26 protein-coding genes and 2 pseudogenes are annotated in these 26,666 nt (G+C 40.6%); 7 read left to right on the top strand and 21 right to left on the bottom strand.

What is annotated here, in order from left to right; all coding sequences use genetic code 11:
• Positions 1-25 precede the first annotated feature (25 nt).
• The 9 genes from yjgA to mazG all read right to left on the bottom strand — a co-directional run bounded on the left by yjgA (position 26) and on the right by mazG (position 6,688).
• Positions 26-562: a ribosome biogenesis factor YjgA gene (gene yjgA, locus Q9Q86_RS00260; protein ID WP_004955693.1), complete on the bottom strand. Its 537-nt coding sequence runs from the start codon at positions 560-562 to the stop codon at positions 26-28.
• A 2-nt stretch (positions 563-564) separates the two neighbouring features.
• Positions 565-834 (bottom strand): HPr family phosphocarrier protein, encoded by a 270-nt coding sequence (locus Q9Q86_RS00255; protein ID WP_004637957.1) that lies wholly within the window; start codon positions 832-834, stop codon positions 565-567.
• Positions 831-1,682, bottom strand: coding sequence for an RNase adapter RapZ (gene rapZ / locus Q9Q86_RS00250; RefSeq protein WP_004906708.1), 852 nt, complete (start codon positions 1,680-1,682; stop codon positions 831-833). The genes Q9Q86_RS00255 and rapZ overlap by 4 nt, the downstream gene beginning before the upstream one ends.
• Before the next feature lie 29 nt (positions 1,683-1,711).
• Positions 1,712-2,557: a pantoate--beta-alanine ligase gene (gene panC, locus Q9Q86_RS00245; protein ID WP_005403727.1), complete on the bottom strand. Its 846-nt coding sequence runs from the start codon at positions 2,555-2,557 to the stop codon at positions 1,712-1,714.
• Positions 2,558-2,560: 3 nt separating this feature from the next.
• Positions 2,561-3,370, bottom strand: a complete 810-nt coding sequence (gene panB, locus Q9Q86_RS00240) for a 3-methyl-2-oxobutanoate hydroxymethyltransferase (protein WP_004906704.1) — start codon at positions 3,368-3,370, stop codon at positions 2,561-2,563.
• Positions 3,371-3,409: 39 nt separating this feature from the next.
• A complete protein-coding gene (gene folK / locus Q9Q86_RS00235; protein WP_004955684.1) occupies positions 3,410-3,898 on the bottom strand; it encodes a 2-amino-4-hydroxy-6-hydroxymethyldihydropteridine diphosphokinase in 489 nt (162 codons plus the stop codon).
• Positions 3,895-5,349: a polynucleotide adenylyltransferase PcnB gene (gene pcnB, locus Q9Q86_RS00230; RefSeq protein ID WP_004906699.1), complete on the bottom strand. Its 1,455-nt coding sequence runs from the start codon at positions 5,347-5,349 to the stop codon at positions 3,895-3,897. Before pcnB ends, folK begins: the two co-directional genes overlap by 4 nt.
• A 138-nt stretch (positions 5,350-5,487) precedes the next feature.
• Positions 5,488-5,913: a ComEA family DNA-binding protein gene (locus tag Q9Q86_RS00225; RefSeq protein WP_004906696.1), complete on the bottom strand. Its 426-nt coding sequence runs from the start codon at positions 5,911-5,913 to the stop codon at positions 5,488-5,490.
• Complete coding sequence (gene mazG, locus Q9Q86_RS00220) at positions 5,882-6,688, bottom strand: nucleoside triphosphate pyrophosphohydrolase (RefSeq protein WP_099948111.1); 807 nt, start codon at positions 6,686-6,688, stop codon at positions 5,882-5,884. The genes Q9Q86_RS00225 and mazG overlap by 32 nt, the downstream gene beginning before the upstream one ends.
• Positions 6,689-6,786: 98 nt before the next feature.
• Here mazG and Q9Q86_RS00215 point away from each other — a divergent pair, with 98 nt between their 5' ends.
• Positions 6,787-7,560, top strand: coding sequence for an SDR family oxidoreductase (locus tag Q9Q86_RS00215; RefSeq protein ID WP_112987073.1), 774 nt, complete (start codon positions 6,787-6,789; stop codon positions 7,558-7,560).
• A 39-nt stretch (positions 7,561-7,599) separates the two neighbouring features.
• Here the strand turns inward: Q9Q86_RS00215 and Q9Q86_RS00210 are convergent, their stop codons facing one another.
• The 4 genes from Q9Q86_RS00210 to cysM all read right to left on the bottom strand — a co-directional run bounded on the left by Q9Q86_RS00210 (position 7,600) and on the right by cysM (position 13,164).
• A complete protein-coding gene (locus Q9Q86_RS00210; protein WP_112987072.1) occupies positions 7,600-9,906 on the bottom strand; it encodes a bifunctional (p)ppGpp synthetase/guanosine-3',5'-bis(diphosphate) 3'-pyrophosphohydrolase in 2,307 nt (768 codons plus the stop codon).
• 31 nt (positions 9,907-9,937) lie between these two features.
• On the bottom strand, positions 9,938-11,347 hold the full coding sequence (gene rlmD / locus Q9Q86_RS00205) for a 23S rRNA (uracil(1939)-C(5))-methyltransferase RlmD (RefSeq protein ID WP_112987071.1): 1,410 nt from the start codon (positions 11,345-11,347) through the stop codon (positions 9,938-9,940).
• Positions 11,348-11,356: 9 nt separating this feature from the next.
• A complete protein-coding gene (locus tag Q9Q86_RS00200; RefSeq protein WP_004960726.1) occupies positions 11,357-12,178 on the bottom strand; it encodes a 3'-5' exonuclease in 822 nt (273 codons plus the stop codon).
• Positions 12,179-12,240: 62 nt separating this feature from the next.
• Entirely contained in the window at positions 12,241-13,164 is a 924-nt protein-coding gene (gene cysM / locus Q9Q86_RS00195; RefSeq protein ID WP_004955667.1) for a cysteine synthase CysM, read from the bottom strand.
• A gap of 148 nt (positions 13,165-13,312) precedes the next feature.
• On the opposite strand from cysM, the gene Q9Q86_RS00190 reads away from it, so the two are divergent.
• The 5 genes from Q9Q86_RS00190 to rsfS all read left to right on the top strand — a co-directional run bounded on the left by Q9Q86_RS00190 (position 13,313) and on the right by rsfS (position 19,174).
• Positions 13,313-16,123, top strand: coding sequence for an ATP-binding protein (locus tag Q9Q86_RS00190; RefSeq protein ID WP_112987070.1), 2,811 nt, complete (start codon positions 13,313-13,315; stop codon positions 16,121-16,123).
• A 75-nt stretch (positions 16,124-16,198) separates the two neighbouring features.
• Positions 16,199-16,987: a crotonase/enoyl-CoA hydratase family protein gene (locus Q9Q86_RS00185; RefSeq protein WP_004906675.1), complete on the top strand. Its 789-nt coding sequence runs from the start codon at positions 16,199-16,201 to the stop codon at positions 16,985-16,987.
• A 21-nt stretch (positions 16,988-17,008) separates the two neighbouring features.
• Positions 17,009-17,875 carry an NAD(P)-dependent oxidoreductase gene (locus Q9Q86_RS00180; RefSeq protein ID WP_039047737.1) on the top strand — a complete coding sequence of 289 codons (867 nt, stop codon included), beginning with the start codon at positions 17,009-17,011 and terminating at the stop codon, positions 17,873-17,875.
• Between the two features lie 24 nt (positions 17,876-17,899).
• Positions 17,900-18,694 (top strand): hydroxypyruvate isomerase family protein, encoded by a 795-nt coding sequence (locus Q9Q86_RS00175; RefSeq protein WP_112997705.1) that lies wholly within the window; start codon positions 17,900-17,902, stop codon positions 18,692-18,694.
• A gap of 81 nt (positions 18,695-18,775) precedes the next feature.
• The gene (rsfS, locus tag Q9Q86_RS00170; protein ID WP_004906669.1) at positions 18,776-19,174 is read left to right on the top strand and encodes a ribosome silencing factor; all 399 of its coding nucleotides are present in this window, start codon (positions 18,776-18,778) and stop codon (positions 19,172-19,174) included.
• A gap of 39 nt (positions 19,175-19,213) precedes the next feature.
• Here the strand turns inward: rsfS and Q9Q86_RS00165 are convergent.
• From Q9Q86_RS00165 to Q9Q86_RS00140, 6 genes and pseudogenes are all read right to left on the bottom strand, one after another.
• A pseudogene (locus Q9Q86_RS00165) lies at positions 19,214-19,450 on the bottom strand (hypothetical protein); the annotation flags it as partial.
• A gap of 31 nt (positions 19,451-19,481) precedes the next feature.
• A complete protein-coding gene (locus Q9Q86_RS00160) occupies positions 19,482-21,086 on the bottom strand; it encodes an IS66 family transposase (protein ID WP_305155932.1) in 1,605 nt (534 codons plus the stop codon).
• Positions 21,087-21,160: 74 nt separating this feature from the next.
• Positions 21,161-21,472 carry an IS66 family insertion sequence element accessory protein TnpB gene (gene tnpB / locus Q9Q86_RS00155; RefSeq protein ID WP_158319084.1) on the bottom strand — a complete coding sequence of 104 codons (312 nt, stop codon included), beginning with the start codon at positions 21,470-21,472 and terminating at the stop codon, positions 21,161-21,163.
• Between the two features lie 20 nt (positions 21,473-21,492).
• Positions 21,493-21,876 (bottom strand): transposase, encoded by a 384-nt coding sequence (locus Q9Q86_RS00150; RefSeq protein WP_148699016.1) that lies wholly within the window; start codon positions 21,874-21,876, stop codon positions 21,493-21,495.
• 85 nt (positions 21,877-21,961) lie between these two features.
• Positions 21,962-22,360, bottom strand: a pseudogene (locus Q9Q86_RS00145) (hypothetical protein); the annotation flags it as partial.
• A 14-nt stretch (positions 22,361-22,374) separates the two neighbouring features.
• Positions 22,375-23,697, bottom strand: a complete 1,323-nt coding sequence (locus Q9Q86_RS00140; protein ID WP_112987629.1) for an ammonium transporter — start codon at positions 23,695-23,697, stop codon at positions 22,375-22,377.
• Between the two features lie 297 nt (positions 23,698-23,994).
• Here Q9Q86_RS00140 and Q9Q86_RS00135 point away from each other — a divergent pair, with 297 nt between their 5' ends.
• Positions 23,995-24,816, top strand: a complete 822-nt coding sequence (locus tag Q9Q86_RS00135) for an SDR family NAD(P)-dependent oxidoreductase (RefSeq protein ID WP_112987628.1) — start codon at positions 23,995-23,997, stop codon at positions 24,814-24,816.
• Positions 24,817-24,878: 62 nt separating this feature from the next.
• Here Q9Q86_RS00135 and Q9Q86_RS00130 read toward each other — a convergent pair whose 3' ends face one another.
• Together Q9Q86_RS00130 and Q9Q86_RS00125 are read right to left on the bottom strand one after the other, a co-directional pair.
• Entirely contained in the window at positions 24,879-26,333 is a 1,455-nt protein-coding gene (locus Q9Q86_RS00130) for an NAD(P)(+) transhydrogenase (Re/Si-specific) subunit beta (RefSeq protein WP_004906661.1), read from the bottom strand.
• Positions 26,334-26,336: 3 nt separating this feature from the next.
• Positions 26,337-26,660, bottom strand: a complete 324-nt coding sequence (locus Q9Q86_RS00125) for a proton-translocating transhydrogenase family protein (protein ID WP_004681730.1) — start codon at positions 26,658-26,660, stop codon at positions 26,337-26,339.
• Between the last annotated feature and the right edge of the window lie 6 nt (positions 26,661-26,666).

The following is a 26,666-nucleotide window of genomic DNA, read 5'->3' as shown; positions in this document are numbered from 1 at the left end:
TTTCATTTGAAACTTCTTTTTTTAATTAACCTTGATCCGATAACAGAGCGACTTGCTGGACATAATTCACAAATTTACGCTTTGATGCCTCAAGTTCTTCTTCACTCACTTGCTGCTTGATATCACGATGAATACGCAGAACATGTTGGCGTAAAGTGTGTCGTTCAGAGGCATTAAAAACCTTACTAAATTCATTGATGATTGGGTCACCTTGATCAATCATACGATCAACCCAACGCATCAATTGCATTTGCTTTTTAGCGCCTTGTTGAGGGGTAAGATAAGACAAAATGGTACTTTCATCTTCATTACGCAAGAGTTTACCGATTCGCTGAAACTGGCGACGACGTGCTTCAAAAGAGCTAATCTTTTGCACTTCAAGCAACGCATCAATCAAACGCTCATCAACAGGAAGTTTTTGAATCTGTTTTACATTTAATTGAGCCAATTGCTCACCTAAAGCTGCCATACGTTGCACAGCTTTTTTCTGTTCGGTTCTACTCGCACGTCCCTCTAATGATTCAAAATCCTCATCGGTATAACGCTGGGTACCACGTGCCACTATTACTCTGCCTCATAAAATTTTGCTGCGAACAGCGTTTGAATTTCTTCCAGTGCTTTATCTTCATCAGCACCGTCTATCACTAATCTTAAAGTCGTGCCTTTACCTGCACCTAACATCAACAATGACATAATATTCTTTGCATCAACCAATTTATCGCCTTTTCCAATCTGAATAGAAGAGCGAAACTTTGTGGTGACTTCGATAAGTTTACCAGAAGCACGTGCATGTAAGCCGAGTTTATTAATTACATCAATCGTTGTGTCTATCATGACCAGTGCTTCATTTCTCTATGTAAAATTTGGACAGCCCATTTTGCCTCAAGAGCCTTTTTGAGTCTATCCACAATATAAACGGAACGATGTTGCCCACCAGTACAACCCACAGATATGGTCATGTAATGGCGATGCCCTTCAGCAAAGGCAGGCAACCACTTTTCAAGAAAAGCATAAATATCAGCAAACATCTCATTGGTTTGCTGATTACTTTCTAAAAATTGACGGACTGGCTCATCTAAGCCAGACAGACGGCGTAATTCTAAATCCCAATGCGGGTTTGGTAAATGTCTTACGTCAAATACGTAATCAGCATCTAAAGGAATTCCGTGCTTATAACCAAAAGATTGCAAGATCACAATCAAATTATCTGACTGACCTAATTTTGACAATAAAATATGTTTTAAATCATGAACACTTTTATCTGTGGTATCAATATGAACTGTAGAGCGAAATTGTATCGGAATAAGCAGTTGCTTTTCTTCTTGAATACATTGCAACAGACTATTAAAACGACTCGCTAAAGGATGTGGTCGTCGTGATGCACTGAAACGCGCTATCAAATCTTGATCTTGAGTCGTCAGATAAATAACATCAACCGAACCATGTCTTTTTAACTGCTCGAAGACATGATCGAACTCTTGCATATCTGCACGAGTGCTTCGGATATCAACACCTAAGGCAAGTTGCTCCAAATTATTCTCATGATCTAGTTTTGCCACAATCTCAGGCAATAATGCCAAGGGTAAGTTATCTATACAATAATAGCCGAGATCTTCAAGCACTTGTAATGCTGAAGATTTCCCTGAGCCTGATTGACCTGTAACGATAAGAATACGCTTCATGGCATTTTGCCCTTTTATTGTTTTATGTTTTATGTTTTATATTCGACTTGTAAATTATCAATCAATCGTGTCGAGCCAAGTTTTGCAGCAACAAACAGTACTAAGTTTTGAGTAAACTGTTCAATTGGCTGTAAATTTGGCTGTCGAGCCTCGACATAATCTACAACAAAACCTGCTTGAGTCAACTGATCCGAGATTGTAGCCAAAACCGCTGACAAGGCTTTACCTTCATGGAGATCTTGCTCAGCTTGTTTCAATAGCTGATAAATCTTCGGTGCTGTTGCACGTTGCTCTTCAGTTAAATAACCATTACGAGAGCTTAAAGCCAAACCATCTTGAGCGCGAACAATTGGCACCCCAATCACTTCAAGTGGAATATTCAAGTCTTGAACTAATTGACGGATAACAGCAAGTTGCTGATAGTCTTTTTGCCCGAAAAATGCATAATCTGGCTGAACAATATTAAATAATTTAGTCACGACAACCGCAACACCATCAAAATGACCTGGGCGTGATTTACCACATAAGTCGTCAGTAATCTGACCAACACTAATGTTAGTTAAACGTGGCTGTGAACCATACATTTGCTCAACAGAAGGCGCAAAAATAATATCGCAACCAACATCAGCCAATAAACGACTGTCTTGTTCTAGTGTACGCGGATAACTATCAAAATCTTCTCCAGCTCCAAACTGGATTGGATTAACAAAAATACTTACGACAACGACATCGCAAATCTTCTTTGCCTCACGAACTAAGGTCAAATGACCTTCATGCAAATTCCCCATGGTTGGTACGAAACCAATCATTTTTTTTGCAGCACGCGCAGGTGAAAGAGACGCAGTTAAGCCTTGAATTGTTGTTTCTGTTTTCATGAATTACAGCTCAACTTGGAAAGTATGTTCTTTAGCTGGGAAAGACTGATCTTGTACAGCAGCATGATAAGCTTTAAAAGCATCTAGGATTGCTGTTTCACCTGATTGTTCTTTCATAAAATTACGGACGAAACGTGCAACACGCCCAAATGTTAGCCCAAGCATATCCTGTACAACCAACACTTGACCATCGGTTTGATTACCTGCACCAATCCCAATCACAGGTGTGTTTGGAAATAATTCAGCAATTTCTTTACCGAGTTGTGCAGGTACGCATTCAAGCAATAAAACTGCTGCGCCAGCATCAACTACAGCTTGGCAGTCTGCAATCAATTGATCAGCTGCTTCACGTGTTCTCGCCTGTAGTTTATAACCGCCAAAAACATGTACAGACTGAGGTGTTAAACCCAAATGTACACAAACAGGAATACCATTACGTGTAAGCACTTGAACCAATTCACTTAACCATGCACCACCTTCGATCTTGACCATCTGCGCGCCAACTTGCATCACAGCTTTTGCACTTTTCAAACCATCTTCAAGTGTCGCATAACTCATAAATGGTAAATCAGTCATGATCAAAGCATGTGAATTACCGCGACGAACAGCAGCAGTATGGTAAGCCATATCTTCTACTGTTACAGGAAGGGTTGAGTCCCGTCCTTGTATCGCCATTCCGAGAGAATCACCGATTAAAATCGTATCGATTTCAGCCAGTTCCATTGCTTTAGCCATACTTGCATCGTAACAAGTTAGACATGAAAACTTGCGTCCTTCGGCTTTAAACTTTCTTAAGTCACTTAGACTAATCATGATGGTGTCCTCTACAGGCATTTCCAGAACAGACGAATCTTAAGCATTTGCCCAAGATTGATCTGCGATTACAGTCAAATTTGCTTGCTGTAAAAGTTCTAAATCTCTTAAAGAATGACCATTTATTTGTAAATGATCATCTAAATCTAATAATGGAATCACGACAAAATCACGCTCCAACACACCAACATGTGGCACGGTCAAACGCTCATTGTGTATCTGCTCTTGCCCATAAATCAGTAAATCCAGATCAAGAGTCCGCTCTCCCCAATGACGCAAACGAATACGTCCAGCATCTTTTTCAAATTGTTGCAATTGATCCAGCAAATCTAGTGGCGACAATGTTGTATCTAACTGCACCACAGCATTCAGATAATGAGGCTGATCTTGCGGTCCCATCGGTGGACTTTGATATAGTTTAGAGACTTGAACAGTACCCAAACTTGATAATTTCAAAACTGCTTCTGCAAGAATGTGTTTTGAGTCACCTAAGTTTGAACCTAAACCAATATAAGTACGAATCGTCATTGCGTCGGTCCAAAAACAACTTCTGCTAAATCACGTTTTACACGTTTACGTTTCAAAATCGGATGATCAGCATGAATTAAATTTGAATCAGTTGAAGCTTTCTCAATAAAACGATTGACCGAATCATCTGTTCTAACACGCTCTTTTTTAGCACGTCGATTTTTAGGTTCAGGTACATTCACCAAAGGTTCGATTTCAGTAGTCTTTGCATCATCAACTTCAGCAAGCTTACGTCTTGATTTTGTACGTTGGCGATTATATTGACGAATGACCGCTTCTTTTTGATCAATTGACATCTCTTGGTAGTTTTCCCACCAAACACCCATACCATCTGTGCTTGTGTCACCAGACTTCTCACGAAGCAATAAGAAATCAAATCCTGCGCGAAAACGTGCATGACCTGCTAGGGCTTCTATTTGCTGCGGTTTTGGATTGAGCAAACGTGTCTGCATTTCCCAAACTTCACGAATAAAAGTTTCAGCAAAACGAGGAATAATAGTTCGAGTCGCTTGACGTTTTAAAACATCCAAACCTGCTTGTGCGCGAGCCTCTGCAGGAACCATCCCTTTATTTAAATAAAAATCACATCGCTCTAAAAACGGTTTCCATAACAATACCGCATAGAAAAATGCAGGATTAATAGTTTTGCCAATTTGAATACGCTGATCTGTATTTCTAGCTGCACGCTCAATAAAAGCAGTGATGTTCGGTGGAATTTCAGCAAACAATTGCTTCCAAACACCAAACTCAATCAACATCGGTAGAACACGGTTCAGGTGTCCCATCGTAAATAATTTTTGAGATTCATCATATAAACGATGCGGTGAGACATCACGCAACAATTGCGTCATCTCAGGATTAAATACATCTAAGATCGAAGAATCAATTTGAAAATTTAATTTTGCAGCAAAACGCAAGGCACGTAGCATTCTTACAGGATCTTCTTCGAAACGCTGTGCTGGCTCCCCAAGAAATCGTAATGTACGTGTTTTAATGTCATCAACTGCATGACAAAAATCTAGAACGATGGCTTTACGTGGTTGATAATATAAAGTGTTAATTGAGAAATCACGGCGAGCAAAGTCCTGCTCAATCGTTCCCCAGTTATTATCTCGTAAGATCATACCAGAAGCACTGGTTACTGCTTTTTTAGGCGGTGCGCGAAAGGTCGCAACTTCAATTAATTCTCGACCAGAATAAACATGTGCAAGCTCAAATCGTCGACCAATAATACGGCAACGTCGACCAAAAACCTCTTTAACTTGAGCTGGTGTAGCATTGGTAACTGCGTCAAAATCCTTAGGATTAAGACCAAGCATCATATCGCGAACACCACCACCGACGATATAAGCTTCATAACCTGCTTTAGTGAGGCTATCAATTACATCAAGAATTGAAGGTGGTAGTTGAGTTGTGGACAAACCACATTTTGACGCGCGCAAAGTTTGCAAAAGACACTGTCTCCTACGTCAGGACGTAAATAACATTTTGTCGCTAATCATAGCTCTAACACACACAAAGGGCAATTTATTCTGTTGAAGTTTCAACAGATCAATTGCTCAGATTAGCGACTTTTTCCCTATTGAATCTTAAAGTATGAGCTTTGCTTTATTCTTCTCAAGCAGTTTTGGCCCGATTCCTTTTACATTCATTAATTCATCTATTGTTTTAAAACCACCCTTCTTTTGGCGGTATTCAATGATTGCTTGAGCTTTTTTCTGTCCCACTCCATTCAAAGTTTGTAGCTGTTCTAGATTTGCCTGATTCAAACTAATTTTATCTGACTGAATATTTACAGAAGATGAAAATTGTTTGGTGTTTTGCTGACTAGGTCTTGATAAATAGTAACTATTGTTGGGCTGTTTAGCTAACTGCTGGTCACGCGCTTGCTGTTGAGCTTTCCACTTTTCATAAGATTGATCAAATTGCTGCGCATAACCACTTGTATAACACCCAACCCATAGTAAAATCAGTATAAATAGATTATGTCTGCTGCGTGGCTGCGACAAAATCATGTGTTTTCCCCTCAGTTTTTAATTGTCGTTTTGCTTGCTCCCAGAGTTCATCCATTTCCGCCAAACTCATTTTTTGCAAGTCTTTATTTTGTCGTTGTGCTTGTTGTTCAATATAAGCAAAGCGGCTTCTAAATTTATAAATTGTTGCCAACAATGCCATCTCACTCGACTGCCCAAGTTTACGACCAACGTTGATCAAAGAAAATAGGCAGTCTCCGAATTCTTCTTGTATTTCATCATTTTTTTGATTTCTAATTGCTTGTTGCAACTCTCCCAACTCTTCTTCTAATTTCGCATAAGCATCAGTCACCGTTTCAAAATCAAAACCAAGTTGCGCTGCTTTCTTTTGAACCTCTTGTGCTTGAACCAAGGCTGGAGCATGTTTGATTTCATCTAATCTAGATACACTTTTATCTTTTTTTTCTTGTAGCTTAATTTGCTTCCACAATTCACTTACTTGGTCTGAACTCAAATCTTTAAACTGATCTGCTTGGAAAACATGTGGATGACGACGTATCAACTTTTCACTGATTGCATCTACCACATCGTTAAAATCAAATGCCCCTTTCTCACTAAACATTTGTGATTGAAACACCACTTGCAACAGCAAATCACCCAATTCATTTCGAATCTCATCAATATTGCCCTCACGTATGGCAGCTTCGACCTCATAAGCCTCTTCAATTGCATAACGAGTTAAACTTTCAGGTGTTTGTTGTTGATCCCATGGACATTTTTGTCTTAATTCCTGCATGATCTCTAATAATTTTTCCATGATGATCTCCTCAAACCTAAACCGCTAAATTGTTGCAGCATAAAGCCGCTTGTGCGTAATATACACCCACTCAAGAAATATCAATATAAAGGACAGCAATGCAAGCTAGTGTTTTTATCAGTGGTGCTGCACAAGGAATTGGCGCTGAAATCGCACGTTTATTCCATAAGAATGGCTATAAAGTTGGAATTTATGACATTAACCAAGAACTTGCTGAGAAATTAGCCACTGAGTTAGGTGAGAATGCTAAGGCTGGTTACCTCGATGTCAGCAATTACCGTCAATGGCAAATCGCTTTACAAGAGTTTAGAAACTGGGCTGGTGAACTCAATATTTTAGTCAATAATGCGGGAATTTTGTATTCTGGACCATTTGAAAAAACAGATATCCAATCACACCATCGCACCATTGATATCAATGTCAAAGGCATTATTAATGGCTGTCATACGGCTTTAAATCATTTGCAACAGGCAAAATTTGCTCGTGTTATCAATTTATCCTCTGCTTCAGCAATTTATGGTCAAGCAGATTTAGCCTCATATTCCGCAAGTAAGTTTGCCGTTCGTGGTTTAACGGAAGCATTAGATGTTGAATGGCAAAAGTACAATATTCGTGTACTGGATGTGATGCCTTTATTTGTTCAAACCAATATGGTGAAGAATATGGATGCAGGTAGTATTCAAAATATCGGCGTAGATTTAACTCCTGCTGATGTTGCCAAACAAGTATTATATTTGGCACAACAAAAAGATCATGCTTTAATTCCGACACATACGCCTGTAGGCATCAAAACCAAATTGATGTATCAATTATCGAGTATTAGCCCACAGTTTTTAAATCGACTCACCAATATTTTCTTATCGAAGCGCTAATACAAAAAAAGCTGCATTTACATGCAGCTTTTTATTAATTTAGCTTCCTTGAACCAAACGCCTAGCGCTAATAATCCCTGGTTGTTGCTCCAAACGAGCTAATAACCGAGACAATTGCGCCAAACCTTTGACTTCAATCAAGAGTTTCATATTGGCGATACCATCTGCCTCAGAAATCGTATTGACCTGACGAATATTAATTTGGTCTGAGAAAATCACTTGTGTGAGATCTTTCAGTAAACCACGGCGATCATACGCTTCCACCACGATTTGAACACTCTGTCCTCGTGTTGGCTGCATTTCCCAATCCGCCTCAACCGCTCTTTCAGGCTCTTGAGTCGTCATACGAATATAATCAGGACAAGCCACTTTATGGATACTTACACCACGATTTAAAGTGATATAACCACCAATTGACTCACCATGAACAGGTTGACAGCACTGTGCAATATGCAGTTCTACGTTATCCAAACCATCAATCAAAATCCCATGCGCAGATAAAGTATGGCTTGCACGTGGATTCAATGCTGGTTTCAGCACCAATTCAGGCTCATCTTGATCTAGATGCATTTGACGATTAACTTGATTAATCAATGCATGTAGACTGATATCACCACTCACCAAAGCCACTAAAATGTCATCACCAGATTTCAAGTTAAAATGTGATGAATAATCTTTTAGATCAATACTCTTTGGATGAATCGCTAAACGCGCCAACTCTTTATTGAGTAACTCACGTCCAACTTCAATATTTTTACTACGATCTTGCTGTCTAAACCAGTGACGTAACTTATCTCTTGCTCGAGCGGTTTTAATATAACCTAAAGAATTAACCAACCAGTCACGATTAGGTTCACGATCTTTTTTAGTTAAAATTTCAACTTGCTCACCTGTTTTCAAGGTATAGGTAAGAGGAACATAACGCTGGTTAACACGAGCGGCATAACACTTGTTACCGACTTCAGTATGCACACGGTAAGCAAAATCTAAAACTGTCGAACCACGGGGTAATTCTTTAATATCCCCATCACGACTAAACACATAAATCTTTTCAAAATTTTCAAAATCTTGAATATGATCAATACCATTAGACTCATCATCTTCGGCATGTGGTGTGGTTTCAGTACGTTCTTGGTAATGTTCAAGCACTGCACGTAAAGAGTGTAAGCGATCATTAAATGAATGATCGGTATTCTTCGCCCCTTCTTTATAGTTAAAGTGCGAACATACGCCTAACTCTGCCTCATTATGCATTTCAAACGTACGGATTTGTACTTCAAGCGATTTATTCTCAGCAATCACAGCCGTATGCAAAGAGCGATAGCCATTTGCCTTAGGGTTGGTTACATAATCATCAAACTGATTTGGAATATGACGCCACAACTGATGCACAATACCCAAAGCGTGATAGCAGTCAGGAACTCCCTTAACTAAAACTCGAACAGCACGAATATCATATAACTGATCAAAGCTAAGGTTCTTGCTTTTCATTTTGCGATAAATCGAATAAATGTGTTTTACTCGACCACTAATTTCAGCTTGGATATCATGCTCTGCCAATTCAGTTTTGAGTTTATCAATCACGAATTGGATATATTGTTCGCGCTCTAAACGCTTTTCATTTAACAAAGAAGCAATTTCTTTGTATCGCTCTGGCGCTAAATATCGGAATGCAAGATCTTCAAGTTCCCACTTGAGTTGAGCAATCCCTAGGCGATGCGCTAAAGGCGAATAAATCGTTAGAATTTCTCGTGCTACACGCTCTTGACGCTCTTTACTTGCAGTCGCCAATTCACGTAAGGCATAAGTACGCTCAGCAAGCTTAATCAGTACAACACGAACGTCTTCCGTCACTGAGATCAGCATTTTATAAATGCCACTCAGGTGTTCGCGCTGATTGTTATTAAAATGATCTTCTAAACGTTTATTTTTTTCGATCAACTCAGAGAGCTTACCCATTGCAAGCGTACCTTTTACAAGGCTCAACACTTGCTCTCCAAATTGTTGTTGAATATCTTCTAAAGTAATCAGGCCTTCACGTACACTACGATATAAGACAGCTGCCGAAAGGGTATCTTCATCAACATGTAAGTGTGCCAAAATATCCGCCATACCAATACCTGTACTAAAGGTATTGCTACGATGATTCACCGTTGTTTCTAACTCTTTTTCTAAGGTAAGTTGCGCAACTTTTTGTAGTTGCTTTAACTCTGCCCCACCCAAGATATCGCGCACTCGATCTAACCATGAGACTAGACCACTTTGCGCTTCAGCGGCATGTTCTACAGTCGTTTCCTCTGACAACTCGTGAAGTCGTCCAGGTAACTGCTCACGTACTGTGACCATACCATTCTCCTCTGGATATGTAACTCATTTTCTAATCGTTTATCTCTTGGGTCTTTTCAAGCTGTTCAATTTTTTCAAATAAGGCAATTGACTCAACATGTTCAGTATGGGTAAACATGTCCATCACTGCCGCTTTTTTAAGTTGATAGCCATATTGTGCCAGTACACCTGCATCCCTTGCCAGTGTCGAAGGATTACATGAAACATAAACGATTCTTTTCGCTCCAAAATAAGGTACGTATTGCATAACCTCATAAGCACCTGATCGTGGAGGATCAATTAATAATGCATCAAATCCTTGCTTTGCCCAAGAATGATGCGAAAAGTCTTTTGTTAAATCTTGTGAAAAGAAGCTGGCTTGAGTCAAATAATTTGCTTGCGCATTTTCAGTTGCTCGTTCAACCATCTCATCACTTGCTTCAACACCGATGACTCGACCCGTTTCACCCACACAGCGTGCTAAAGGTAAAGAGAAATTACCTAACCCACAAAACAGATCAAGTACTCGCTCACCCTCTTTCAAATCAAGCAATTCACATGCCAACTGAACCATACGCGCATTCACATGGCTATTCACTTGAGTAAAATCTAAAGGCGAAAATGCAAACTTCACCTTAAAATCCTCAAGACTATAATGTAAACGCATAGGTGCATGTTCATCGTCAACTCGATGCAAACTGTCTATACCTTTTGATTGAAAGTATAACTGCCATCCCTTGAGTAACGTAAATTGACGCAATTGGTTGACATCCGACACATTTAATTCATCCAAGTGACGAATTAATAACGCGACCTCATCATCACCCATCGCCAATTCTATATGACCGATGTGGGCTTTGCCTGTTAGACTTTCGAGTAAAGTTTTTAGTTCTACCAACGAATCTGACAAAACCTGATCTAAGACCTTACATTGCTGTATATCAGTCAAATGATTGCTGTGATGTTCTCGAAACCCCATCACTAGTCGATTTTGTTTTGGAATATATCGCACGCCAATGCGAGCACGGCGACGATAATCTGTTTTGACAGAACGAATTGGAGCTAACCATTCTTCTGGTTGTAAACCGGCAAAATGTTCTAAATGTGACTTCAATACATTTTGCTTTAATACTATCTGTTGATCTGGATGAATATGTTGCAAACTACATCCACCACACACACCAAAATGTGCGCACACAGGTGCAACTCGTTGCTCCGAAGCATCACTTTCTAGTGTGATCATTTCCGCTTCTTCTAAACGTGTGGTTTGGTTGGTAATTTTTGCTTTTACCGTCTCACCCACCAGAGCATAACGAACAAACACTTTCTTACCATGCTTTTCTTTAGGATGGTCAGGATGTGTTCCATAGTGCGCTATACCACGCCCTTCGTGTGAAAAAGCTTCAATATCGAAGGTGTAAATCGGATGGTGAACGGGACGTTTTTTTGCTTTATGCTTCAAAAGATCAACCTAATTTTTTTGCGCAAACGTATCTGCGGTGAATACAGTATATTGCGATGTCTGCTGCCATACCTGTAAAAATTCTGTCTGTTGCGTTTGAGTTTGTAAATAATCAATAGTTGATTGAATCAACTGTTGATGATCAAGTTGATTTAATTGACCTTTCAACAATAACCAACGCAAATAAACCAACCATGTATTTAAGACATCGCCTTCGCAATAACTGGTCAGTTTCAACCACTGTGCCGAGCGCACATACTCTGGTACATGATAACCTGATTCACCACGCTTGCCTGGGAAGCCAAGTAAACAGGCAATATCATCAAGCTTCTGGAAATTGCGACCATTAAACATCGCCATCACATCCATCAAATCTACATGACGCTGGTGATAACGATTTTGGTAGTTATTATACCGCTTCTGGTTATCAATTTCGCCTTGATCAAATAAACTTGGAGCAGATAAACCATGATACATCGCCCTAAATAAAATAACGGGCAAATCAAATTGCGAACCATTCCAACTGATCAACGTAGGCTGTTTTTTATCAAAAATTGATAAAAATTTAGTCAACATTTCTGCTTCTGAATTACTTTCCTGACTAAATGAAAAAAGTCGAAATCCTTTCTCATCAATCCATAATCCTGAAATACAAACGATCTCATGTAATGGAAGTCGCTGAAAATCCATACCAGATTCTTGACGACGAATTTTTGTAAGCGCTTGCTCCACATCATGATCAGTTAAATCTAAATGATAAAGGTGAGCCCCTGCCTTTAGATCAGTCAGTGTTTCAATATCAAAAACTAAAATTGGAAAACGTAAGTTCATCGGAATCTCGCTCAATCCCTCCCAACCTCTCTTTTTTCAAAGAGAGGAGCTAGGCAGAGATTTTAATCTTGTACGGAGAATAATCCCGTTGATAAGTAACGATCACCGCGATCACAGATAATACATACAATCACTGCGTCAGGATTTTCTTCTGCGATTTTAATAGATGCCCACACTGCACCACCCGATGATGTACCAGCACTGATACCTTCATGGCGGGCGAGCTTACGCATAGTTCGCTCAGCTTCAATTTGTGGAATATCTATAATACGATCAACTCGACTACGATCAAAAATAGTTGGTAAGTACTCTTCTGGCCAACGACGGATTCCAGCAATACTTGAACCATCAGACGGCTGTAGGCCTACAATTTGAATATCAGGATTTTGTTCTTTTAAATATTTGGAAACACCCATGATGGTACCCGTAGTTCCCATTGAGCTTACAAAATGGGTGATTTTCCCACCTGTTTGTTTCCAAATTTCAGGACCTGTCGTGAGATAATGTGCTTCCACGTTATCTGGATTACCAAACTGGTTCAACACCAAGCCCTTACCTTCAGCTTGCATTTGCATCGCGAGATCACGAGCACCTTCCATACCTTGTTTCTGAGTCACTTCAATTAACTCAGCACCATACGCAGACATTGCGTCTTTACGCTCTTGGCTCATATTGTTTGGCATGATCAGTTTCATTTTATAGCCGCGCATTGCCGCAACCATCGCAAGTGCAATACCTGTGTTTCCACTGGTTGCCTCAATCAAAGTATCACCAGGCTTAATTTGTCCACGCTTTTCAGCTTGGATAATCATATTATAAGCAGGACGGTCTTTCACTGATCCAGCAGGATTGTTGCCTTCTAATTTTGCTAATACCGTGGCTTGAGTATGACTCGCTAAACGCTGTAAACGCACCAAGGGGCTTTTACCGACATAATAATCCAGTAAAAATTCTTCTGCTAAAAAATCAGTTTGCGTATTCGTCATGATCGACACCGATATTAAGGTGGCGACTATTGTATGAAAAAAACCAAAATACTGCACCTTTTCAATATGCTTTTTATTGGCTGGTAAATGCCTCGCTTTTCTCAAAGCATGATAAGATGTTTCGCAGAATGATAAATCTGACCGCACTATGTCAAATTTCAATAAAACCCTATCAAAGCGTTTACGGCTGAATCATGCTTACGGACAGTTGATCGCACTGATTTTAGTGCCGATTGCGGTATTGACCAGCGTTGGAATTCTTTGGGTCTTATCAGAAACGACGAACTCAGCAAAACAACAACAACGTTCAGATGCTTCTGCAATCTTAGCTCGATATCATCAAACTGCCGCAGATTTACTGCGACTGGTGCAAGAACGTCCTGATCAATATTATCGTGCTCAAAACATCATGCAAAAGATGTTTAATGAGAAGAACTTACAACGAGCCGTTTTGATTGATAATCAAGGACAAACCTATCTTAGCGTCGGCTATCAAAACAATCGTTTCTGGCCAACTTTCCCAAATAACAGTAATTTTTTTGGACCAATACAACACAATCACAACAGCATTTACGGTACAAAAATTAAAAGTGATGCTACCAATCCAGTTTGGTTGATGGTTGAGCTCGATAATCACCCTCTAGAACTGGCTCGCTATAAGATTTTATTATCATTAGTCGTAACAGGTCTGATCACCTTACTCATTCTATTGTTCTGCTTAAATGTATTTTCACGACGTTGGTTAGCTCCACTGTATGAAATACGGATGCAAATGCAACGCTTAAATGCAGATACATTAGATCAACATATTGTAGTGAACAGTACTGGTGAGCTACGTTTATTGCAGCGAGATATAGCCAACGTTGTTAAACGCCTACACTTCAGTTTCTTGGAACTTAAAGAACATACTGAACAGACAGAAGAAGATTTACGCCGTACCTTAGATACCTTAGAAGTCCAAAACATTACCTATCGTCAGGCACGTGACCAAGCAATTTCATCAAATCAATCAAAATCTGTTTTCCTTGCCAATATCAGCCATGAGCTGAGAACACCACTAAATAGTATTGATGGTTTTATTCATTTATTACTCCGCCAACAAAATTTGAGTAATGAACAAAACCTTTATCTTCAAACTATACGCAAGTCATCTGCACATCTATTGGCACTCATTAATGACGTACTGGACTTTTCTAAAATTGATGCAGGAAAACTAGAACTCGAAACTGCACCTTTTGACCTAGAAGAAGCTATTTTTGATGTTATGGATATGCTTTCGCCTTTGGCTGCACAAAAGCATATCAACATGGCGTTCTACTATGCTGAAAATATCCCACAACACGTTGTAGGCGATGCATTACGCTTTAAACAAATTCTGACCAACCTCATCTCAAATGCAATTAAATTCACCCCCGATGGTGAAATCATCGTACGCGTTCGAATGGAGGATGATGAAATTGGTCAATGTTTACTACATTTCAGTGTTCAAGATAGCGGGATTGGTCTAAGTGGGACCGATCGTAAAAAATTATTTGAATCATTCTCGCAAGGTGATGCATCCGTTACACGCCAATTTGGTGGTACAGGTCTTGGGTTAGCAATTTCCAAACAATTAGTACACTTAATGCATGGTCACATCGGCTTCGAGGACAATCAAGAACGCGCACCGACAGAAAAAGGATCAACCTTTTGGTTCACGGCGCTGTTTAAAGTTGAAGAGCAAGATGAATATGTTGAGCATCCACACTTTGAGCACTTGCAAGTGGTGTCTTATCTCGCTCACCCTGCAACAGCAAGTGTTTTACGTTCATATTTAGAAAACTACCATGTCTCACATATTGAAACCCAATCAATTCTGGATCTATTCAGTCGCTTAAATCATTTAAGCCAACAAGATAATACTTGGTTGATCGTTGATCACAGTGGCGATACAGAAGCATTGCTCAAAGAAATCCGTCAACGTTATAGCGGCAATTTAGCGGTGTACGGATATCAAATGAGCCTTGAACCAAATATGCTCAATGAATACCGCGCTCGACCACTTTATCAGCCTTTGAGTCGTAGTGAACTTGTACAGCTCCTGAGCAACCAACCGATCTTCGAACAAGAACCTGAAGACTTTAATGGTCAAGGCTTGCATGTTTTAGCCGTTGATGACCACTTACCAAACCTCATCGTTCTTGAAGCCTTACTTGGTGAGTTAAATGTCACCACAACCAAAGCATTGAGTGGTCAAAAAGCTATTGACCTGATTCAAGAACGCATCGAGCAAAAACTTCCGCCTTTTGATCTTGTTTTCATGGACATTCAAATGCCTGTGATGTCAGGAATTGATACCACGAGAGCGATTCGCTCATTAGAATCAACCTTAGATTCCGGTATGCAGCTCCCAATCATTGCTCTTACAGCACACGCTTTAGCGGATGAAAAACAAAAGCTACTCAAAGTGGGTATGAATGATTACGTCACCAAACCTATTCAAATGGAACAAATCATTCAAATCCTTACCCATTGGACAAAGAATAATTTTAGTTCTCAAACTCAAGTGAATGAGCAGAAACGTCCTGTTGAATCGATTGACCCGCAAATTCTAAATTGGCAACAAAGCATTCAACTTGCCGCGAATAAAGAAGATCTCGCACAAGACCTACTCAATATGTTAGTCGATAGCTTTGATACTGAACTAGCAGAAATGCAACAGTTAATCGAACTTGAAGATTTCCCTCAGCTGGAACATGTCTTGCACCGCTTATATGGTGCAACACGTTATGTTGGCACACCTAACCTGCAACGTGTTTCTGGTGAATTTGAGCAATTTATTTCGACACTGCGAAAGGAGCGTAGAAAAGCGGATGATGCATTTATTCGTGAAACAAAACATCGCTTTAATGAACTTAACATGGCAATCGAACAAGTCAAGCTAGCTGCTAATCTGGTTTTACACTCTCATGACATTTAGCGTGACTGTTGTGTCATGTTTCCACTCTGGGACTCATGCTATGCTGACTTATCGCACACAATAAGAGTTAAGCAAATGTCGCTTTTACGTATTGAGAAAAACAACGGAATTGCAACGGTTTATCTAAACCGCCCAGACAAACGTAATGCAATGAGTTTTGCATTATTAAAAGAACTTGTTTCCACTGCAAAAAAAATCGAAAAAGATCGCTCGATTCGTTGTGTCATTTTGACAGGTGAAGCACATGTCTTCAGTGCTGGGATTGACTTATCCGACCTGAACAATCCCAAAAATACGGCATTTGCAGCGTGGGAACTGATCAAGCCAGGGCAAAGCTTATTCCAAAAAGCATTTCTTATTTGGCAAAATCTTCCGATCCCTGTCATTGCTGCGATTGAGGGATATTGTTTTGGTGCAGGAATGCAGCTCGCTCTTGCCGCAGATATTCGAATTGCAACACCTAACACCCAAATGTCTATTATGGAAAGTCGCTGGGGATTAGTACCAGACATGGGCTTAACACGTTCATTAAAAGGTTTGATCGGTGTTGATTTAGCGAAAGAACTCACACTAACTGCACGTATCTTTGATGCAGAATATGCAAAAAATATCGGTTTAGTGACTCATCTTGATCAAGATCCTTTAGCAAAAGCACATGTGATTGCTCAAGAAATGCTGCAACGCTCACCAGATGCATTAATGGCAGCAAAACGAGTGCTCGACGCCATGGAACACCAACCAGAAAAAGCATTACGCCTTGAAAAATTATGGCAACTCAAACTGTTATTAGGTAAAAATAGTGCCCTCGCTCGTAAGAAAGATAAGAACCCTGAAGTTCAATTCTTACCTCGTCAATACAAGTAATTATGATCTGAGTATTTTCACATGCATGTTAATCAGCAAACACCAATCGCATTCTTAGGAATGGGGTTAATGGGAACGCGTATGGCAATCCGATTACTCCAAGCAGGTTATAAAGTCGCTGTTTGGAATCGAAGTCCACATGCATGTGATTCAATCATTCAACAAGGTGCGATTGCACTCGACTTAGAACAAATAAATGAATATCCCGTTATTCTAATCTGTTTGGCTGATGACTCTGCCGTCGAAAGTGTTTTCAGCAAAATTCAACCTCATTTAGCCGCAGGACAGATTCTTGTCGATTTCTCAAGCTTGTCTGTCTCAGCAACACAAAATTTAGCTCGGGCTGCTCAAGAAAAAAACCTAACATGGATTGACTCACCTGTTTCAGGTGGGACTGCAGGCGCTGAACAAGGTACACTGGTCATCTTTGCAGGTGGAGATGAACAAACCATCCAGCAACTTGCTCCGATATATCAAGTATTATCACAACGTGTTACGCGCATGGGGGCATCTGGCACTGGTCAAGCAACAAAAATATGTAATCAATTAATCGTTGCTGCAAATAGCACTTTGATTGCAGAAGCTGTCGCTTTAGCAGACCAAGCTGGTGTTGACACCCGATTACTTGCCCCTGCTCTTGCAGGCGGTTTCGCCGACTCAAAACCATTTCAAATACTTGCACCACGAATGGCAACTCATACATTCGAACCCGTGCAATGGAAAGTGCAAACTTTATCAAAAGATTTAAATAATGCGCTAAAACTAGCTCAAAGTTTTAACTTAACAATACCTGTTGCACAAAAAGCTCTATTACAGTTACAAGCTCACCAAGAAAATGGCTTTGCTGAGAAGGATTTAGCGACTATCATTCAATATATAGAACAATAAAGTATTAATTCAAGGAGATTGAACATGAGCCGACTTGCAGTCAATTTATCCATGATTTTTACTGAAGTACCTTTGATAGAACGATTCGAACTCGCTCGAAATCATGGTTTTCAACATGTTGAAATTCAATTCCCATACGAATTAGACATCCTAGACATTCAAACTCAGCTTGAACAACATGGGTTATCACTTTGCTTAATTAACGTTCCGGCTGGGGATCTTATGCAAGGTGGTGATGGTCTTGCAGGGGTGCCAGGTCAGGAAATCGCTTTTCATCATGCACTTGAATTAGCCATCAAATATGCAAAAGCACTCAAGGTACCAAGTGTCAACATTTTAGCAGGTAAGCAACCTTTGGATGCAGACCTTTTACCTTGCCTAAACACGTTATCAAGCAACTTAAAACTTGCCTGCCATATGCTGACAGAACAAGATATTACTCCTGTATTTGAAATGATTAACGGGACCGACATGCCCCGCTTTCTCGTTCAAAATATTGCTCAAGCCCAAGAAATGTTAGAAGCAGTAAATCACCCTGCGCTTAAAATGCAATACGATTGCTATCATATGGCAATGATGGGAGAAGATGTTCTAGCAGGATTGCAGGAAAATATTGATCTTATTGGACATATTCAATTCGCAGATTGTCCACATCGACATGAACCTGATACTGGTAGTATTGTCTACAAGCCTATTTTCGATTGGTTACTTCAGAGTGACTACAAAGGCTACATTGGGGCTGAATACAGACCAAAAGATCAATCAGATCAATCATTTGGATGGAAAAAAAAGTACTTCTCCAATGATGTGAATACATAAACTGTTACGGCTAAAATTTGAATTTTTTAGAGAAAAACGGTATATTTGACAATGAGCAATTGTCAGGAAAATATACCCTCTATGAATTTAGAACCATCGCCCAGCGCTTCTAATTCTCACGACCTAAAAATCCAACCATCTAATAAAGATGTACAAGCTTGTCTAAAAGTTGTACATGAAGCCCTTGCAGATGTAAAAGCCAAAGATATTTTAGAACTTGATGTAAGTTCAATCAGTAATGTTGCCGATGCAATTGTAATTGCAAGCGGTACTTCTACTCGTCATGTTAAAGCCCTTGCTGATAATGTTGCTGATGAAGCACGTAAAGCAGGTTTCCGCCCACTCGGCGTCGAAGGCGAACGAGATGCTGAATGGATCCTTATCGATCTAGGTTATGTCGTTGTACATGTAATGTTACCTACTGCCCGTAAGTTTTATGATCTCGAAAGCCTATGGCGCACTCCTGAATCAGTAGCTTAAAGCTCAAAAAAGCGACCTTAGTAGGTCGCTTTTTTATATCTACAATAATGATGTGAGATTCACTTCAGTATAATTCTGTTTGATTTCTTGCCGTATTGCAGCATAAAGCTGATCTGCTTTAATCGGACCATAAAAATCACAATAAATCGCATATAACATAGTTAACATATCAGCATAATGTTGCTGTGAAATTTGCTTTAATGACTCCTGCTCTGCACCCATAAGATAAAAGTATCCAGTAAGTAATCGATGCTTCTTCATGCTTTTCTGTATTTCGTAAGCGTCCGCTGAACCCCATGCCTATTTTTTAATTTGAGTTGGATTTCCAGCGATGTGGCAGTAATTCTTCTATTTGGGTCGCTTTATGCGTCGGCAGCCTTTTCAGCACATCACTGAGATAGGCATACGGATCCAACCCATTCAGCTTTGCTGACTGGATTAAAGTCATGATATTTGCCGCTCGCTGTCCACTGCGCAGCGAACCTGCAAACAACCAGTTCTTACGGCCCAATGCCCAGGGGCGCATTGAGTTCTCTGCCCAGTTATTGTCAATGGGTAGATTGCCATCATCCAGATAGCGGCTTAAGGCTGGCCAACGCTTCAGACTGTAATTGATGGCCTTGGCGGTTGGAGAACTCGATGGCACCGTCAGATAATGTTGGTTGAGCCATTCATACAGTTGTTGCATCACCGGTTGGCTGTGCTGTTGTCGGTATTCGCGGCGGTGTTCTGCTGTACTATCGGTCTTTTTCCTGAGTTCGGCTTCTATCGCATACAGTTTCTGAATCATCAGTAATGCCTGTTCAGCGATCTGACTTTTCCCAGTCACATGTAGCTCATGGAATTTACGACGTGCATGCGCCATGCAGCCCACCTCAATGACATCGCCTGATTTAAAGCGTGCTTTATAACCACTGTAATCATCACAGACCAGATAACCCTGCCAGCCATTCAAGAACTCTGCAGCATGCTGACCTGAACGGCTATCCTGAAAGTCATAGATCACCGCTTGAACTGGATTGTACTGTGTAGTGGCATAGGCCCAGACATAACCTTTCTTCGGTTTTTTCTCATCATCACCCATCCGCATAATGGTGACTGGTGTTTCATCTGCATGGATCACCCGCTGTTGCAGCACCACCTGTTTTAAGGCATTGGCCAGAGGTTCCAGTTCCACACCGCAGCGACCTATCCAGTCAGATAAAGTAGATCTGGACAGATCAATGCCCGCCCGCTGATAGATCAGGCGCTGACGGTACAGCGGCAAATGATCGGCATACTTCGATACCAGCACATGGCTGAGCAGTTCAGGTGAAGCAATGCCTTTATCAATCACATAGGCGGGCATCGCTTGCTGAGTCAGGGTGTCACACTGATCACAGACCCATTTGCCACGCACATGCTGTTCCTTATAGAACTGTGCCGGTCTGAAATGCAGTTTTTCACTGATATCTTCGCCGATACGACGGAGTTGGCAGCCACAAGCACATTGGGTTGATGCAGGTTCATGCTCAATACGGATGGTGTGTAGATGATCTGGCAGTGGTCGACGTTTAGGTTTATTGACTGTGGCTTTGTGTGTCGCTGCATTGGTTTTATCTGCATTTAGCCGTTCCAGTTCTAGATCAACCGCGGCAATATCTTCTTCAACCGCTTCATCCCACAGATGGATTTGTTTTGCCGTTAAGTGTTCATTCTTTTGAGCGAATTTGTGCTTTTTAAACAGCGCCAGTTCATGCTCGTATTTTTGATTGAGAATAGAAAGATGTTGAACTTTAGAATCTAATTGCTGGTTTGATTTTTCTAATTCTTGATTTGATTGTGCCAGAGACTGATGCTGCATTGCCAACTGTCTGGTGAATTCCAGCAGTTGTTCATGGGTCAGTTGGCTTAAGTCAGGCAGCGTATTCATGACCGCAGTATGCCTGAGGTCATGACGCAGAGGAAATAGAACGTTTGGAGAATAGCAGAATGCACCAACCTGGTTTAGAGCATCGTCACTACCTGCTGTCGTCCAATGCGCTGCCAGGGCAAACCCTGGATCAGTGCCTGTAACTGTTCCGGGCTGAGGGCCACGGTTTCACCTTGGTGAACTTGAGCCCAGTGAAATTTACCCTGTTCCAAACGCCGGGCACACAGCCAGATGCCCAGTCCATCATGTACCAACACTTTCATACGATGACCACGTTTATTACAGAACAGGTAGGCGCAATGCGGTTTGATGTAGCCAAAGGCTCTCACCACCTGAGCCATGGTCGTATCCATACCTGCACGCATGTCCATGGGCTGAGTAGACAACCAGATTTCATCAATGCGGATCATGTTGCAAGTGCCTTGAGTAATTCTGCCAAGGCAGGTATTTCTGATACTTGCCATTTCAAGCCAATTTCTGCTTTTGAGTGGGGTAAAGTAATTTGAACCTTTAACATGTCAGTAGGAGTAGGATCTAATGGTGCAGAGCAAGATAAGGCAATAAATGCAGGTTTATTCGGTAGTGGTGAGCGATCATTCCCTGGCTTACCATCAATTAAGCGAATCCATTTGGATACAAGATTTGTATTCAATCCATGTTGCAAAGCGACCGAAGCAATTGAAACGTCCGGTGCTTTACAAGCCTGAACGATCTGCTGTTTAAATTCAGCACTGTATGTTCTTCGTTTTTTCGCAAGAGATGCGATGGATGTCTGGTGATTTGTAGTCATAAATTTTAGTCCCCACTTGTTTTTAAGTGGGGACTAAATTAAGGCTTATAGGATGAATTCATAAGGTGTGTTCAGCGGACGCTTACTGTATTTCTTCCACAAACTCTAGATAATCATCTCGTATCACACCCTTTAATACAGCCATCACGAAATCATAAAACACCAGAAAAAGCGCATTATTATTTTCATTAATTTGAATACTTGGCTGCGTGGTGGATACTTTTTTATCCTTTACTTTAAGATGTTGCTGCTTCTCTAATATTGAGATTTCGTATAAAACTTGACGCAACATTTCTTTGCGCTGCATACGCAATTCATCATTTGAACAAATTTCACTGAGAAATCGATTCAAAACAAATGATGGCTGATGCCCATATTCACGCTCCCAGTAACTTAAAGCACGCTGCAAAACAGACTCAGGTAAAAACTGAGATAAGCCTTTTTCAATTGCTAATCTTTTTTGCTCAATCGTTAATTCAGCCATAAATACAGCTCCTATTAATGACGATGCGTAATATTGTCAGCATCAAAGGTTAAATCCCTTTGAAACTCTGGATATGAAAGCTCCGCGTGCTCGGTATAATCCAGTCCTCGTTGTTCATGTTGCTGAGACACTCTCAAACCTCCAAGAACTTTGTCCAAAATCTTAAATACCAGCAATGCCAAACCAAATCCCCAAACGAAGGCAGCAAAAATTCCTATGACCTGAACATACATCACATTTGCATCAAAAAGATTAGTTTCCAAAAATGCGCCAGCCGCCAATGTACCCCAAGCACCACAAACACCATGAACCGCCACCGCATCTACAACATCATCCAACTGCATTTTGACAAGAAGTTGTGGCACAAAGCTAATCAATATGCCTGCACCAACACCTGTCATAATTGCGAAAATTGGAGACATCGTGGCACAACCAGCAGTGATCGCGACCAACCCCGCCAGCGAAGCATTAATGGTATTGCGTATTAAAACAGCTTTAGATCGGATCAATGCCAAAATCATATAAGTTGAAGCTGCTGCACATGCAGCTAAATGTGTATTCAATGCAATACGACCAATACTGACATTTGCTGAAACAGTTGAAGCAGCATTAAAACCAAACCAAGCAAACCACAAAATAAACCCACCTAGCGCAACTAGAGGTAAATTATGTCCAGCTAAAAAATGGCTTTGTCCTTTACGCCCAAATCGCCCTAAACGAGGACCAAGTACAATAATCCCTGCAAGAGCTACCCAACCACCGATAGAATGCACAACTGTAGAACCTGCAAAATCAATAAAACCCATTGCTTTGAGCCAACCATCTCCTCCAAACAAACCACCCCACGCCCAACTGCCAAAAACTGGATAAATCACACCACTCACAAAAATGGCACTTACCACATAGGCAACAAAATGGATACGCTCTGCCATTGCTCCACTCGCAATAGTTGTAGCTGTCGCAGCAAACATCATTTGGAAGAAAAGTAAGTTCCAGTGCCAATCATCCATCTGATCTGGCATAAAGTGGCTCAATCCAATCCATCCTGATTGATTTAAGCCAAACATTAATCCAAATCCAAACAACCAAAATACCAAGCCCCCGATACAGGTATCCATATAGTTCTTCATCAGTACATTGACCGTATTTTTACTACGCACTGACCCACTTTCGATCAATGCAAATCCTGCCTGCATGAAAAACACCAAGATCCCCCCAATAACCACCCAAACACTATCGAGTGAAATACGAATTTCTTGAATATTCGGTGCTGTTGACGCGGATACTGATGTTGAGAGAAATATTAAAAATGTAGAAATCAAAATTATATTTTTCATTAAATTCCCCTTAAAAGATCATTCAATCCAATGCAAGGAGAATGCCAAGATAAACATATATTTCTTTTTATATTTTCAAGTATTTATATTTATTCAATGTAAAAAAATAAAAACTTAGATATGCCATAGATATCTTGTAGAAATCACATTGAATATCAGTCTCTTCATTGACAAATACGTATCTCAAATAAATATGAATCACCTTACGCATAAAATTGACATGACAAATTGTCAAAATTAAAGCAATATAACAATGCTTTAAAGTTTTAGAAATATAAGTATTGCTGGAGCATAGGAATGAAAATTTTAATTACAGGTGCGAATACTGGGATTGGTTTCGCTACCGCTGAACAACTTGTGAAAAATGGACAACATGTCATTTTGGCTTGTCGTAACCCCCTAAAGGCACAGGCTGCACTGAAAAAGTTACGTGCATTAGACCAAGGGCAAGTGGATTTTATTTCTTTAGATTTAAATAGCCTAGAACATACACGAAAAGCAGCGGATGAAATTTCGGATCGTTATGGTGATTTAGATGTATTAATTAATAATGCAGGATTGTTTGCTAAGACCAAACAACTCACTCAAGATGGCTTTGAACAACAATTTGGTGTGAATTATCTCGGTCACTTCCTGTTTACCCAAAAGCTTCTCCCAGTTTTAGAAAAAGCACCTAAAGCTCGCATCATCCACCTTGCTTCAATTGCACATTGGGCAGGTTCAATCAAACCTAATAAATTTCGCGCAGAAGGTTTCTACAATCCGCTGTTTTATTATGGGCAATCTAAGTTAGCGAATCTTTTATTCAGTAATGCTTTAGCTGAACGTATGGCGAATAGCACCATTACCAATAATGCTTTGCATCCAGGTGGCGTTGCATCAGACATCTATCGCGAACTACCAAAGCCTGTTTATGATGTTATGAAAATCGGCTTAGTCCCCACTTCTGTTCCTGCTAAGTTAATTACAGATATGGCTATTGCAGATCATTGGGCAAATCGTAATGGTAAATATGTCAGTGCACATATGCCAGACTGGAAATCACCACACGCAAAAAATCAACAACTCGCTCGTGAACTATATGATCAATCCATGGATCTTGTAGAAAATTTTCTTTAATTGATAAGAACGAAATAAAAAAGCCACCCAAGGGTGGCTTTCTCAATCCTGATGAGGTTAGATTAGTGACCACCACCATTGATTGCTTTCGTCATATCTTCAACAACTTTCTTCGCATCACCGAAGATCATCATTGTTTTTTCATTGTAGAACAAGTCATTGTCTAAGCCAGCATAACCTGTTGCCATAGAACGTTTGATCACCATGATTGTACGAGCTTTGTGAGCTTCAAGAATCGGCATACCATAGATTGGTGAACTTGGATCATCTTTCGCTGCAGGGTTAACTACGTCGTTCGCACCGATTACAAGTACTACATCTGTTGCTGGGAAGTCTGAGTTGATCTCATCCATCTCTAAGATGTCTTCATACGCAACATCAGCTTCAGCAAGTAATACGTTCATGTGACCAGGCATACGACCAGCAACTGGGTGAATCGCAAAACGTACTGTTACGCCTTGTTCTTTTAAGATTTCACATAATTCTTTAACTGCATTCTGTGCACGACCTTGCGCCATACCATAACCAGGTACAATCACAACGCTGTCAGCATTTGACATCAAGAAACCTGCGTCATCTGCTGAACCAGAACGATAGTTACGTTGAACTTGTTCGCCTTTGTCCGCTGTAGCAACTGCTGCACCACCCATCGCACCACCAAACAATACGTTGATGATTGAACGGTTCATCGCCTTACACATGATGTAAGAAAGAATCGCACCAGAAGAACCTACAAGTGAACCAGCAACGATTAACATATTGTTTTCTAGTGTGAAACCAATACCAGCTGCAGCCCAACCAGAGAATGAGTTAAGAAGCGATACCACAACTGGCATATCACCGCCACCAACTGGCGCAATCCAAACCCAACCAAATGCAAGTGCAAGTGCTGTCATCGCCCAGAAAGCAGTCATGTTATTCGTCAAGAAGAACATAATGCCTGCCGCAAGCATTGCAGCAAAGATAAGCGCTTGAACAGGTTTAACCCATGCACCAGAAATCGTTTTTGCCCATTTCTTAGCAGCTAATTTACCGTAAGCAAATACTGATGCTGTAAATGTAATCGCACCAACGAAGCAACCTACAAACAATTCAAATAAATGAACTTTGCTCATATGAGCATGCTGTACGCCAGCAGCAGTTAAAGCAGCTTCATTTTCAGCAAATAATGCTGTTAATTGATTGTTGTGTAAAATCGCAGCAATCGCAATTAATACCGCAGCCAAACCAACCAATGAGTGCATTAAAGCAACTGTTTCAGGCATTTGTGTCATCGGAACAGTTCGCGCACGAGCGATACCAACCACACCACCAAGTACCATCGCACCAACGATCATCCAAACAACTGGATGTTCTGCAACAAAGAATGTTGTCACTACAGCAATCGCCATAGCGATCATGCCGTAACGGTTACCTGCAATTGCAGTTTTAGGACCTGACAAACCACGCAAAGTTAAGATAAAAAGGACGGCACCAATCAGGTAGAACCAATCCGCATAGTCTCGAATAAATTCCATCTATTAGCCCTCTTTTTTCTTTTGCTTCGGCTTGAACATTTCAAGCATACGAGCAGTTACAGCGAAGCCACCAAAAATGTTGATACTTGCCAAGAACACAGCAATTGCACCCAAGATGCTCACAACGTTTACGCTTTGGAAAGCTACATTTGCTTCAACACCAATCACAGGCATACCCACGGTTTGGATCATTGCCCCAACGATAATGATTGAAGACAATGCGTTCGTTACCGCCATAAGTGGTGTATGTAACGCAGGTGTTACTCCCCAAACTACGTAGTAACCTACGAAGATGGCAAGGACGAAAATTGTAATCGTTTCAACCATGAGAAC

It is taken from the genome of Acinetobacter sp. A22, from assembly GCF_030913345.1.
Classification (GTDB): Bacteria; Pseudomonadota; Gammaproteobacteria; order Pseudomonadales; family Moraxellaceae; genus Acinetobacter; species Acinetobacter junii.
The sequence above is the reverse complement of the archived record's forward strand: the minus strand, read 5'-3'. Positions and strand labels throughout refer to the sequence as shown.